Origin of the sequence: Saccharothrix luteola (assembly GCF_020859565.1) — a bacterium.
GTDB classification, from domain to species: Bacteria; Actinomycetota; Actinomycetes; order Mycobacteriales; family Pseudonocardiaceae; genus Actinosynnema; species Actinosynnema luteola.
Map to the genome: position 1 here is coordinate 63222 of NZ_JAJHUO010000016.1, position 12004 is coordinate 75225.

Annotated in this window: 10 protein-coding genes; 5 read left to right on the forward strand and 5 right to left on the reverse strand. The window is 73.8% G+C overall.

Annotated elements, in window-relative coordinates; translation table 11 throughout:
• Positions 1 to 199: 199 nt before the first annotated feature.
• The 4 genes from LNK82_RS22455 (at position 200) to LNK82_RS22470 (ending at position 4150) form a co-directional block, all read left to right on the forward strand.
• A complete protein-coding gene (locus LNK82_RS22455) occupies positions 200 to 1321 on the forward strand; it encodes a sensor histidine kinase (protein WP_230569014.1) in 1122 nt (373 codons plus the stop codon).
• Entirely contained in the window at positions 1314 to 2423 is a 1110-nt protein-coding gene (locus tag LNK82_RS22460; RefSeq protein ID WP_230569015.1) for a hypothetical protein, read from the forward strand. Before LNK82_RS22455 ends, LNK82_RS22460 begins: the two co-directional genes overlap by 8 nt.
• Positions 2405 to 3082 carry a response regulator gene (locus LNK82_RS22465; RefSeq protein WP_230569016.1) on the forward strand — a complete coding sequence of 226 codons (678 nt, stop codon included), beginning with the start codon at positions 2405 to 2407 and terminating at the stop codon, positions 3080 to 3082. The genes LNK82_RS22460 and LNK82_RS22465 overlap by 19 nt, the downstream gene beginning before the upstream one ends.
• Before the next feature lie 426 nt (positions 3083 to 3508).
• Complete coding sequence (locus tag LNK82_RS22470; protein ID WP_230569017.1) at positions 3509 to 4150, forward strand: hypothetical protein; 642 nt, start codon at positions 3509 to 3511, stop codon at positions 4148 to 4150.
• On the opposite strand, the gene LNK82_RS22475 is transcribed toward LNK82_RS22470, so the two are convergent.
• Positions 4131 to 6179 (reverse strand): hypothetical protein, encoded by a 2049-nt coding sequence (locus LNK82_RS22475; RefSeq protein ID WP_230569018.1) that lies wholly within the window; start codon positions 6177 to 6179, stop codon positions 4131 to 4133. The genes LNK82_RS22470 and LNK82_RS22475 overlap by 20 nt on opposite strands.
• A 160-nt stretch (positions 6180 to 6339) precedes the next feature.
• Entirely contained in the window at positions 6340 to 7344 is a 1005-nt protein-coding gene (locus LNK82_RS22480; RefSeq protein ID WP_230569019.1) for a methyltransferase, read from the reverse strand.
• Between the two features lie 137 nt (positions 7345 to 7481).
• On the opposite strand from LNK82_RS22480, the gene LNK82_RS22485 reads away from it, so the two are divergent.
• Complete coding sequence (locus LNK82_RS22485) at positions 7482 to 9005, forward strand: MFS transporter (protein WP_230569020.1); 1524 nt, start codon at positions 7482 to 7484, stop codon at positions 9003 to 9005.
• 4 nt (positions 9006 to 9009) lie between these two features.
• Here LNK82_RS22485 and LNK82_RS22490 read toward each other — a convergent pair whose 3' ends face one another.
• The 3 genes from LNK82_RS22490 to LNK82_RS22500 all read right to left on the reverse strand — a co-directional run bounded on the left by LNK82_RS22490 (position 9010) and on the right by LNK82_RS22500 (position 11846).
• On the reverse strand, positions 9010 to 9477 hold the full coding sequence (locus tag LNK82_RS22490; RefSeq protein ID WP_230569021.1) for a peroxiredoxin family protein: 468 nt from the start codon (positions 9475 to 9477) through the stop codon (positions 9010 to 9012).
• Positions 9478 to 9514: 37 nt separating this feature from the next.
• The gene (locus tag LNK82_RS22495) at positions 9515 to 10081 is read right to left on the reverse strand and encodes an RNA polymerase sigma factor (RefSeq protein WP_230569022.1); all 567 of its coding nucleotides are present in this window, start codon (positions 10079 to 10081) and stop codon (positions 9515 to 9517) included.
• 118 nt (positions 10082 to 10199) lie between these two features.
• Positions 10200 to 11846, reverse strand: a complete 1647-nt coding sequence (locus tag LNK82_RS22500) for a vanadium-dependent haloperoxidase (RefSeq protein WP_230569023.1) — start codon at positions 11844 to 11846, stop codon at positions 10200 to 10202.
• Positions 11847 to 12004: the final 158 nt, after the last annotated feature.

The window sequence follows — 12004 nt, forward strand, 5'->3', positions numbered from 1 at the left end:
GGATGCCGCCGATCGGCGGCGGACGACTCGACCGTGCGGCGGAGGGCCGGACCGCCGTCCGCCGCGTGGCGTGGAACCGCCCGGGGCCCGCCGTCCAGCGGGCCGGAAGCCCTGACCTGGGTGTCCGATTCGGACCGGGATGCCGGTAACGTCGCCCCGGCACGAGTACCGGGGGCGAGTGCGAGGCGAGGTGCGGGGCATGGCAGGGCAGGCCGAACTGCTGCTGCGCCGGTTCGGTCGTCGGTACGCGGCGGTGGTGCGACTGGCGACGGTGCTGCCCATCGGCGCGATCGCCATGCTGCGGGTGACACCGGAACACCTGCCCGCCACCGCGTCGGCGGTCGGCGTCGCCGTGGTGTGGACCTGCGGGTACGCCTGGTGGCTACAAAGGACCGATGGCGGCCTGCCGGTCGCGGTGGACGTGGTGGTGCTGCTCGGCGTGTGCCTGAGCATCGTCGCGACCGACGCCGTCGAGCGCACCAACGTCGGGTGGATCAGGCTCCTCGTCACGTTCGCCTGCGTGACCTACCAGTGGCACACGTCGCCGAGGGCGGGAGCCGTCGCGGCACTGGCGGCCGGCGCGGCGCTGGCCGCCTCGGTCACCGCGGCCGGGTCGCCGGACCGGGACCTGGTGATCTCGCAGGTGTGGATCCTGGTGGCGGCCGGGCTGTCCCGCGCGGCCTGGCAGGTGGTCCGGCGGGCCGCCGAACGGGCCGACCGCACGGCCGCCGACGCGGCCCGCGCGCGGCGGGAGTCGTCGGTGGCGGCGGCCGTGCGGGCCGAGGAACGGGAGTTCGCGGCGGCGCTGCACGACACCGCCGCCGCGACGCTGCTGATGGTCGGCAGCGGGCAGGTGCGCGCGGACAGCGCCTGGCTGGCGCCGCAGGCCCGCCGCGACCTGGACCGGCTGCGCTCCGGCCGCGCCGACGCGTCCCGGCGCACCGACCTCGTGCGGTTGCTGGCCGACGAGGTCGAGGCCGTGCACCTGGACGTCGACTTCGACGCGCCCGCCCGGCTGCCGCTGCCGTCCGACGTGGCGGCGGTGTTCGCCGACGCGACCCGTGAGGCGCTCAACAACGTCCGCCGGCACGCGGGCACCTCGCACGCCTCCATCCGGCTCGGCGGCGACGAGCGGCGGTTGCGCCTCGACATCGCCGACGGTGGCAGGGGTTTCTCGCCCGACGCCGTCCCGGCGACCCGGCGCGGGCTGCGGGAATCCGTGCACGGCAGGTTGAACCGCATCGGCGGCACGGCCACGGTCCTCTCCACCGTCGGCGCGGGCACCGTCGTCCGGTTGGAATGGCGTGGTCGTGGTGAGTGACGCCGTCGGCGTGCAGACGCGGGCCCAGCTCCTGTTCGGCCTGCGCGTCGCGACCCTGCTCGTGACCGCGGTCGTGGTCGGGGTGCTCGGCCTGGTCAACCTGCTGCGCCGCTGGGAGTCCCACGACTTCCCGCTCGTGCAGCTGTCCGCGTTCGCCGCGCTGGCCGCGGTGCTCGTGGGCGAAGCCGTGCTGCTCGCCCGGCGCCGGCCGTGGGGCAGGCTCCGCCCGCTCGCCGTCGCCGTGGTGCTGGCCGCGTCCGCGCTGGCCGCCGTGACGCTGCCCGAGGATCGCACCGCGAGCGCCGTCGACTGGGCGTTCGGCGCGGCCAACTGGGTCGGCCTGGTCGTCCTCCTGGACCGTCCATTGGGGACGGTCGTGGCGTTCCTGTCGGCCCACGAGCTGATCGCCCTGTCGAACATGCTCCTGTTCTCCGACGTGGACAAGGGCGACCTGGCGCGGCTCGCCACGGGCTCGGTCACCGTGATCGGCTTCCCGCTGTGCCTGGCGGTGGTGGCCACCGTGCTGCACCGGCTCGGCTCGGACGCCGCGACCGCCGCCGCCGAGGTCGAACGGGTGCGGACCGCGGAGGCCGTCGCGGCGGAGTCCCACCGGCGCAGGCAGCAGCGGTTCGCCGAGCTGTCCGCCGGCGCGATCCCGCTGCTGGAGGGCCTCGCCGACGGCTCGCTCAGCCCCGAGGACCCCTCGGTGCGGCGGGGTGCGGCGATCGAGGCCGCCCGGATGCGGCGGCTCGGCGCGGAGACGGACGTGGTGACGAACCCGTTGCTGCACGAGCTGCGGCACTGCGCGGACGTCGCCGACCGCAAGGGCGTCGTGGTGGAACTGGAAGCGCGCGGCGACTGGCCGACACCGCCCGTCGCGGTCCGGCGCGACCTGACCGACGCCGCGCTGACCGCGCTCGCCACGGCCGGCTCGTGGGCCCGCGTCACGGTGGTCGGCGACCAGGGGCTGGTGTCGGTCAACGTCGTCGCGGACTGCGACGAGGTCGCGCCGCCGACCCCGGCGGCGTCCGACGTGCGGGTCGAGGTGCTCGGCAACGGTGCGACGGTCTGGGTGGAGGCGACGTGGCAGCCGACGGCGTGATCACGGCGGTGATCGTGGACGACCACGCGGCCATCACCGCGGGCGTGCGGTACTGGTGCGAGCAGGCCGTGCCGCCGATCCGCCTGGTCGACGCGGGCACCCGGCTCGCCGACGTGTGGACGGGTCCGGGCGCCGAGGCCGACGTGGTGATCTTCGACCTGGAGCTGACGCCGGGCCGGCCGGACTTCGCGGAACTGCGCAGGCTGGTGGACAACGGCCGCCGGGTGGTCGTCTACTCGCAGCACGCGGACACCGCCACCGCGCTCAAGTGCGTCGACCTCGGCGCGCTCGCCTACCTGACCAAGCGGGAGGGGCTCGACCACCTGATCCCGGCGATCAGGGCCACCGCGCAGGGACTCCCGTACACCGCGCCGTCGTTGTCGGGCGCGCTCGTCGCCGACGACGCCCCGGACCGGCCACGCCTGTCACCGCGCGAGGTCGAGGTGCTGCGGGCGTGGTTCACGTCGTCGTCGAAGGACCTCGTCGCCGCCAAGCTCAACATCACCGTGAAGACGGTCGACACGCACATCGCCCGCGTGCGGGTGAAGTACGCGAACGCCGGGCGGGCGGCCCGCACCAAGAGCGAACTGGTGAGCCGGGCGCTCGACGACGGGCTGGTCACGCTCGCGGAGCTCAACCGAACCGTTACCCCGTTGTAGGGCGTTCACCCGACACCGCGGGGGCGGGCGCCCGCGTACGGTCGTGATCCGGAGGTCGTCGGCGGGTTTTCGCCTGCGCACCGCGCCTTCTGTGGGGTAGGCGCGGTCCGCGGTCGGGCCGCCGCGCTGCCGGGAACATTTCGCCGGGACAACGCGGGTGGTATCGCACATGGGACACACGACGGCCTTGGTCGAGGAGATCGGATGACGCACCCCGGTGCGCCACAGCAGTTCCCCCAGCACGGCCACCACCCGCAATTCCCGCCACCGGGGCAGCTACCGCCACCCGGACCGCACCCGCCGCAGTGGGGACCGGGCATGCCGGGGGGACCGGGCATGCCCAACGGGCAGTGGGGGCCCGGGGGACCGGGCGGGCCGGGAATGCCTGGCGGGCATGGGATGCCGGGGGGACCGGGTGGGCCTGGGATGCCTGGCGGGCCGCCGGCCCGGCGCGGCGGGAAGGGGCCCCTGATCGCGGTGCTGGTCATCCTCCTCGTGCTGGGCCTGGGCGTCGGCGGGTACTTCGTGTACGTCGAGCTCGAAGGCGACAGCCAGGCGAAGCCGGTCGTGGACACGTCCGAGGACCTGGAGAAGGCCCCGATCGGCTGCGCGATGCTGGAGGAGGCGGAGGTGGCGCCGCACATCCCCGGCCGCATGGACTACAGCGCGGGCGGCGCGAACCCGGGCACGGGGCAGTTGCACGACCAGGGGCAGTGCACCTGGAACAACTCGGGCAGGCTCGCCAAGGACAACGTCCGCGGCGCCTTCGTGATCGTGACCAGCTACGTCTACCACGCCAACCACCAGCTGTCCGGCGTGGACAAGGCGAAGGAGCATATGGAGGACCAGGTCCGCACCGGCGTCGCGGTGCACGTCGAAGGCGCCGACGAGGCCGAGCTCGTGGCGCAGGAGAAGGTCAAGTGGACCGCGGAGATCGTCGTCCGCTACCGCAACGTCGTCTACTCCGTCACGTACTCCAACCAGACCGAGGGAGCGAACGTGAAGGCAGGCGCGACCACCCTGGCCGCCACCGCGATCGGCAAGGTGGTCAAGGCTCACGAGGACTGACCGGGCGTCGGCCGGACGCGGCCAGGTGACGCCGCAGGCGGGTGTGCCGGAACTGGTAGACGCCGCCGGTCTGCCGCAGCACGCCACGTCGGTGCGCGTCGTCGAGGAACCGCATCAACCGCCACGGGAGCCGGCCGCGCAACGCCCACCACGCCAGGGAGGCCGCGTACAGCACCGAGGCGTTGTTGACCACGCAGCCGAGGCCGGTGCCGAGGCCGAAGCTCAACGCCGCGGCCACCAGCGAGGCGTCGACGGACTTGCCCAGGGCGACGATGGCGAACACCAAGGGCAGTTGGAACGCCACGGCCCAGGCGAACAGCCACACCGCGGTCGACGCGACGTCACCTCGCAGGGACCGGTCCGGCCGGGGCACGCTGAACCGGTCCGGCGGGCTGGTCAGCCAGGCGCCGATGCCCAGGGCCACGGCCACCATCACGCCGAGCGCGAGAGGCGCCATCCACACCTCCCGGCCGCCGCCCGCCCCGTGCACGACCGCTGCCCCGACCACGGCGGCGACCGCGATCACCAGGCCGAGGGCCATCCTGGACACGACGGCCTTGCCACGTCCGTGCAGGCGCAGGCCCGTCCGGTGCGGCGGGCGGTCCACCGACAGGGCGATGGCGACCAGCAGCGCGAGCCCCACCCCGGCCGCCGCGTTCATGCCGGGGGAGTTGGGGTACTTGTAGTTGATGAAGAAGGTCGCCGCGCCGAGCACCACGGGTGTGAGGAGCAGGTGACGCCACGGCGCCCGCCGCCGCACCGTGCCGATCAGCCAGGTGAACGAGACTCCCAGCGCGAAGCCGACCGCGATGCTGGAGTTCTCGCTCACCGTCGCCCAGAACAGCAGGCCGGTGATGGTGGTCGCCAGGACGAGGCGCGGCCGGGGGAGGCGCCACCAGGCGATGTCGCCGGCCGCGTTCGCGGCGGCGTGGCGGGCCAGGAAACCGAGCCAGCGGTGTGCCCGGTCGGCCGGGTAGCGCCCGGCGCCCGGCGGCAGGGGCGCGAGCCGGGGCGGCGGTGTCGGCGGGTCGCCGTAGACCGCGGTCACCAGTGAGTCGAGCAGGTGGTGTTCGAGGTCGGTGTGGTCGGCGAACCGCGTCCGGTCGACCAGTTCGGCGGGGTCGCGGTCGACGCGGCCGTAGACGGCGCGGGCGAGGTTGATCGTCAACGGCGTGGACAGCGACCGCGCGAGCACCGGGTCGCCGGTCGTGCGCAGGTGGTCGAGCACCGGGGTCCAGCGCCGGACGACCTGCGGCAGCGAGGTGGCGAGGAACTCGATCGCGTCGTCGGCGGCGACCGGCTCCAGCTCGACCACCGCGGCCGCGGGCAGCCCCGCGCCACCGGCGCGCACCGCGGCTTCGTACTCGTCACCGCGGCAGGTCAGGACCAACGGCCGGCCGGGGCCGAACGCGTGGTGGACGCCCTCCAGCGCCGGCGCGAGCAGCTCCGGCGGCAGCTCGTCCAGCCCGTCGAGCAGCGGCAGCAGGCGCTGCTCGACCGCGAGGCGGCGGGCGGCGTGCCGGCCGTAGGCCCTCCGGTTCTTCAACGCGGGGTAGTCGATCTCCAGCCGGCGGATGATCCAGTCTTCGAGGTGCTCGTCGTGCGGGTTCCACGAGGCGGGGGACAGCAGCACCGGCACGGGCTCGCGGGGCGTTCGGCGTTCGAGCAGGTCCAGGACGAGCAGCAGCGCGGTGGCGGACTTGCCCGCGCCCGGTCCGCCCAGGACCACCAGCTGCCGGCTCGCCAACGAGGCGAACAACCGGTCGAGGTCGCCGAGGTCGCCGCCCATGACCGCGGGCGGGTGCGGGTAGGCGACCGGCCGGCGGGTGGGCGCCCAGCGCAGCCGCAACGGCTCCGGCCGCCGCAGCGAGCGGACGGCGGCCTCGGCTTCCCACTGCCGGCGCACCACGGCCGCCAGGAGGTCGGCGGCGTCGTCCAGGGCGGATCGCGCCCGGGTGACCACGTCACCGTTGATCACATCCGCTTGGACGACGGTGTCCGCGTGCCCGCCGAATTCGTTGCGGACCACCCGCGGCCCGATTCGATCACGCCCCGAGATGCCCATGCCGTCCCCTGGTCTCCCGCCCTTGTTCGGACGGTACCGAGACGATCACGTTCTGTTAACGGTAAAGCGTGAATTCACACTGACGGGGACTCGAAATCCGCCGAACTCGCCACGCGGGCGACGCTTATCCGGCCGTGAGCCGGAATTCGAGCAGGCACCGGTGATCGGTCAGGTCGGTCACGGTGTCGAGGACCAGGCCGTGCGGCGAGCCGAGCGCGCGGAACTCGTCGAGCCGCCGCTCGCGCCCGCCGAAGATCACGAGCATGTCCAGGTCGCTCGCGGTGCTCGCACGCAGCCCGCCGACCCCTTCGACGACCAGCACGCGTGCGCCGGGGTGGGCGGCCTCGGCGCAGCGGCCCAGGATGCGGTCGGCGTGCTCGTCGTCCCAGTTGTGGAGGATGTCGAACAGCACGTAGGCGTCCGCGCCGGCGGGCAGCGGGTCGAAGAAGCTGCCGGCCGTCACCTCGGTCCGCTCGTCGAGACCGTGAGCGCTGAACGTGCGGCGGGCGCCGGCGGCGGTCGGAGGGAGGTCGACCAGGTGGCCGCGCATCCCGGGGTGGGCGAGGAGGATCGCGGCGAGCAGGCCGCCCTCGCCGCCGCCGACGTCCACGACGGTGGCGAACAGGGACCAGTCGACACCGGCGACGATCTGCGGGATGTCGGCGCGGAAGCGGTGCGTCATCTGCCGGTCGAACGACGCGCGGAGGTGCGGGTGCTCGGCCAGGTCCCGGTAGAAGTCCTGCCCGTACCGGTGCGGGTAGGCCGCCCGACCGGTGCGGACGCTGTGCGCCAGCTCGACGAACGCCAGTTCCGCCCGCCCTCCCGCGGTGTCCAGGCTCAGGAGGTCGGCGAGGCCGTTGCCGGCGTCGACGCGGAGGTTCGCGCCGTACGCGCTCGTCCGGTAGCCGGTGGAGGTGCGTTCGAGCACCCCTAGGGTCACGAGGTGGGCGAGGAGGAGTTCGAGGGCGACCGGGTCGACGTCGAGCTCGACCGCGAGCTCGTCGGCCGGGCGACCGTCGCCGAGCAACCGGTCCGGCAACCCCAGGGTCACCGCGACCCGCAGCGCCATCGGGGTGGCCAGCCCGGCCAGGTCGCGGAGCGCAGTCGCGTCATCGTCGTTTCGTCCCACGAGAATCCACTCTCCCAGGGGTGTCAAAGGAGAAATCCGCGGAAATTTCTTCGACGACCTCGGGCCGGGATGTCGATCCGGGTCGTCGCCGTTCGACTCAAGGGTGACAGGGCACGATCGAGACCGGGGAGACGACGATGAGGGCAGGACGACGCGAGTGGTCGGGGTTGGCGGTGCTGGCGCTGCCGACGCTGTTGCTGTCGGTGGACATGAGCGTGCTGCACCTGGCGGTCCCGCACCTGGCCGCCGACCTGCGCCCGAGCAGCACCCAGCTGCTGTGGATCATCGACGTCTACGGCTTCATGATCGCCGGCTTCCTGGTCACGATGGGCACCCTGGGTGACCGGATCGGCCGGCGGAAGCTGCTGATGGCGGGCGGCGCCGCGTTCGGCGTGGCGTCGGTCGTGGCGGCGTTCACCACCAGCCCGGAGATGCTGATCGGCGCGCGGGCCGTGCTCGGGATCGCCGGCGCGACGCTCATGCCGTCCACGTTGGCGCTGATCAGCAACATGTTCCAGGACCCCGGGCAGCGGGGGACCGCGATCGCGGTGTGGATGAGCTGCTTCATGGGCGGCATGGTGATCGGGCCGGTGGTCGGCGGCGTGCTGCTGGAGCACTTCTGGTGGGGCTCGGTGTTCCTGATGGCCGTGCCGGTCATGGTCCTGCTGCTGGTCGCCGCGCCGAAGCTGCTGCCGGAGTACCGCGACACCGCCGCCGGGCGGCTCGACCCGGCGAGCGTGGTGCTGTCGCTCGGCGCGATCCTGCCGATCGTCTACGCCCTCAAGGAGACGGCCAAGGACGGCGTGTCGCCGCTCAACGTGGTCGTGCTCGTCGTCGGCGTGGCGGTCGGCGTGGTGTTCGTCCGCCGTCAGCGCGGCCTGGCCGACCCGATGCTGGACCTGCGGCTGTTCCGGGTGCGGGCGTTCAGCGCGGCGGTGAGCATCATGCTGGTCGGCGCGCTCACCATGGGCGGTGTCTTCCTGCTGGTCAGCCAGTACCTGCAGATGGTCGCCGGGCTCACCGCCGTGCAAGCCGGGCTCTGGCTGGTGCCGCAGGCCGGCGCGGTGGTGGTCGGGTCGCTGATCGCGCCGCGGCTGGCGCGGCGGTTCCGGCCGGAGTTCGTGCTCGGGTTCGGGATGCTGGTCGCGGCGGGCGGGATCCTGCTGTTCACGCAGGCCACCGGCGTCGGCGGGGTGGCGTTCGTGGTGGCGGGCATGGCGATCGCGAGCTTCGGGATGGGGCCGCAGGGCGTGCTGTGCACCGAGATGGTGGTCAGCTCGGTGCCGCCGCGGAAGGCCGGTGCCGCGTCGGCCATGTCGGAGACCAGCGGCGAGTTCGGCATCGCCATGGGCATCGCGGTGTTCGGCAGCGTCGGCACGGCCGTCTACCGCGCCGAGGTCGCCGTTCCCGAGCAGGTGCCCGCCGAGGCCGCCGCCCTGGCGACGGACAGCATGGCCGGCGCTCTACAGGCGGCGGGGAGCCTGCCCGGTTCGCCGGCGGACGCCGTGCTCGCCACCGCGCGGGACGCCTTCGCGTCCGGGCTGCACACCGTCGCCGTCGTGGGCGCCTCGGTCGTCGTGGTGTTCGCGGTGGTCGGCATGATCGCGCTGCGCGGGACCGGCCCCGTCGAGGAGCCGGTCCCCGCGCTGGAGAACCGCTGACCGCTCAGGCCGGGGCGCGCAGCGACGCGACGGCCGCGGCGATCCCCTTCTTGTCGTAGCTGCTCGTGGGCAGCGTGGCGCCGTGGGCGTGGCGGACGACGCCCTCGCGGTCGACGAGGACGCTGCCGGACTGCTGCATCGACCCGAACACCTTCCTGCTCAAGCCGACCAGCTCGTGGGGGCTCTCGCGGCGGCCGGTGAGGACGGGGAACGGGATCCCGCGCTTCGCCTTCCACGCCGTCGCCGCCTCGCGGTCCTCCGGGACCGCGATGAGGACGCGGACGTCGTCGGCGGCCAGTTCGTCGGCGCGCTCGACGAGGTCGCGGACGTGCGCGTTGCAGACCGGGCACGACGTCGAGCGCATGAAGAAGAGCAACACCGCGTGCCGCCCCCGGTAGTCGGACAGGCTGACGGCCTGCCCCGTGGTGTCCTCCAGCGCCAGGTGCGGTGCGGGTGATCCGGCTTCGAGCATGGTGGGGTTCCTTTTCGGAGCGGGGTGGTCGGGAACGTCAGTTCGGGACGGACGGCGAGGGCGGGACGGCTCCGCCACCCAGGCTGAGCCGGAGCGCGGTCCGGGCCCGGTGCAGGTGGGACTTCATCGCCGGGGTGCTCAGCCCGAGCGCCTCGGCGACCGCCCGTCCCGGTCGGCCCAGCACGTCGCGCATGATCAGCACGCGGCGCTGGACGTCGGGCAGCGCCCGGATCGCCTCCGCGACGCGTTCGGCTTCCAGCCGCCGGAGCACTTCGTCCTCGGCGGACGCCACCGGCACGACGCCGGCCTCGTCGTAGCGGTCGAACAGCCGCCGGGCGCGGCGCAGGCACTCGTGCCGGACCACCCGGAACATCCAGGACGCGAGCGCCGCCGTGGCCCGCAACGACCCGATCTTGCGGTAGAGGACGATCAACGCCTCCTGCGCCGCGTCCTCGGCGTCCTGCGGCGAGGCGCACAGGTGCCCGGCGAACCGCAGCACGTGCGGATGAGCACCGTGCACCACGGCGGCCAGCGACTCCAGGTCACCGCCCTGTGCGGCCTCGATGAGCTGCTCGCTCGCCCAACCGCGGTCAACCACGTCCACCCCCGCAGCACGCCGCGAACCCGTCGCACGTGTCCCTCTTGACGTAACCATCGCCCATAAGAGACCCCGACACCGCGAAAGGATTCACCCCGGCCCGCCCGGGTCGGCGTGGATCAGATCACACGATCGCGGTCGTGCCGTCGAAGCGGGTGTAGGTGAAGCCGTCGAACTCCTCGGTGAGGGTGCGGCGCAGGTCGGCGAGCAGGTGGTCGGCGACCTGCTCGCCCAGGAGCAGCCCGGCGGTGGTGTCGGAGCGCCAGTGCACGCCGGCGAAGTTGCGGCCGTAGGCGGCGTTGAAGGCGAGCTTGTCCAGCTCCCCGCCGACGGTGAGCGGCGGCCCCGGGTAGCGGCGCAGCGACGTGCCGTCCGCGCTGGGCACGACCGGGTCGCGCAGGACGAAGGCCTCGTCGTAGAACGCCTTGAGCACGGTCGCGCAGGCGCCCGCGACGGTGGCGTGCGCGGCGGTGTAGGAGGGGTGGGTGGGGCATCCCCTCGGGTAGGCCATCGGCAGCAGCAGGGTGCCGTGCTCGGCGCGGACGCGGTCCGGCGCCTCGGCGTCGAGCAGTTGCGGGTGCAGGGGGTGGTCGACCCGGCCGAGGGCGTGGTTGTGGGCGTGGCCGGCGAACTCCTCGGGGCGGAGCCTGCGGTGCACGCACCACTTCTGGAACCAGGCGGCCAGCTGCGCGGCCTGCACGACGCGGGTCACCAGGTCGAGCGGGTGGGACCAGTCGAACGTGACGCCGGGACGGGTGTTGGCGCGCAGGTAGGGGTTGTTGCGGTCCCAGGCGTCCGGGCCCTGGTCGATCAGCAGGAGGGTGGCCATCAGGTAGGGCTGGTGGGCGAAGTTCAGGCGGGAGTACTCGGCGAGGTCGCGACCGTTGCGCGGGTAGCGGGCGGTGCCGTCGTAGGCGCTCTCGCGCTCCGGCTGGTGACCGCGGATGTTGCGCAGCCACTCGTCGTAGTCGGTGAGGTGGTCGTCGCGCGGCGCCGGCACGCGGAACGTCTGCTTGATCGTCGCGGGGCCGAAGGGGACGTCGCGCAGGAGGAACTGCGAGAGGTACGGCCCGGTCAGGGCGCCGGGCATCGGGCCGCGGAACACGGTCGCCGGTGTGACGCGCCGGTGCTCGGTCGGGCCCTCGTAACCGGTGAGGCGGGACAGGTCGCGGCAGGCGGCGGCGATGAGCGGATCGGTGTCGTAGGCGGCGAACGGCACGTCGCGGCACAGCGCCTGCCAGTACAGCTCGACCATCTCCGCCGCCGTCGTCGCGCCGGCGAACGGTGGTGGCGGCGGCACGGTCAGCTGGTGGGAGTCCGCGCCGACCAGGCCGTAGGTGAACGCGGCGTGCGGGTTGGCCAGCCCGACCGGCCCGTCCACGACGATCCCGTCCAGGTCGCCGGGCTCGTCGCCGGAGACCGCGCGCACCATGCCGGCGTAGGCGGCCGGGTCGACGCGCCCCAGCCCGTCGTGCGGCAGCCCCTTGCCGTAGTTGCCGATCAGGTCGGGGTGGGCCGCCTCGTCACCGTTGTCGTGGTGCTGCGCCGCCGGCAGCCCCAGTTGGCGTGCCGCCGCCTGCTCGCGGATCCGGTACGCCCGTGCCCGCCGTGAGCCCGGCGGCACGGGGTCCGCGCGGTCCTCGGCGTGGGCGACGGCGCCGGGCAGGCCGGCGGTGAGCCCGGCCGCCCCCAGCCCGCCGAGGACGGCGCGACGGCTGAACGAGCGGTGCTCCGGCGCGTTCTCGACCGGTTCGTCCGACGGCACTGCCACGACTGCCCGTCCTGTCCTTGGCTGCTGTTCTCGTCGGCCCGGGCGGGCCTGTGAGCCAGCATCGCGCGAAGCGCCGGCGTCGCGGAACGGCGGAACCGACCGTCCACCCGAAGGTGCGACACCACCCACCACGGCGTCCCGGATCCCGCCGCGCCGAC

What these genes read in the sequence shown, in the direction of transcription:
- LNK82_RS22455 (WP_230569014.1), top strand. Translation starts at nt 200, where the DNA reads ATGGCAGGGCAGGCCGAACTGCTGCTGCGCCGGTTCGGTCGTCGGTAC.
- LNK82_RS22470 (WP_230569017.1), top strand. Translation starts at nt 3,509, where the DNA reads ATGCCTGGCGGGCCGCCGGCCCGGCGCGGCGGGAAGGGGCCCCTGATC.
- LNK82_RS22485 (WP_230569020.1), top strand. Translation starts at nt 7,482, where the DNA reads ATGAGGGCAGGACGACGCGAGTGGTCGGGGTTGGCGGTGCTGGCGCTG.
- LNK82_RS22490 (WP_230569021.1), bottom strand. Translation starts at nt 9,477, where the DNA reads ATGCTCGAAGCCGGATCACCCGCACCGCACCTGGCGCTGGAGGACACC.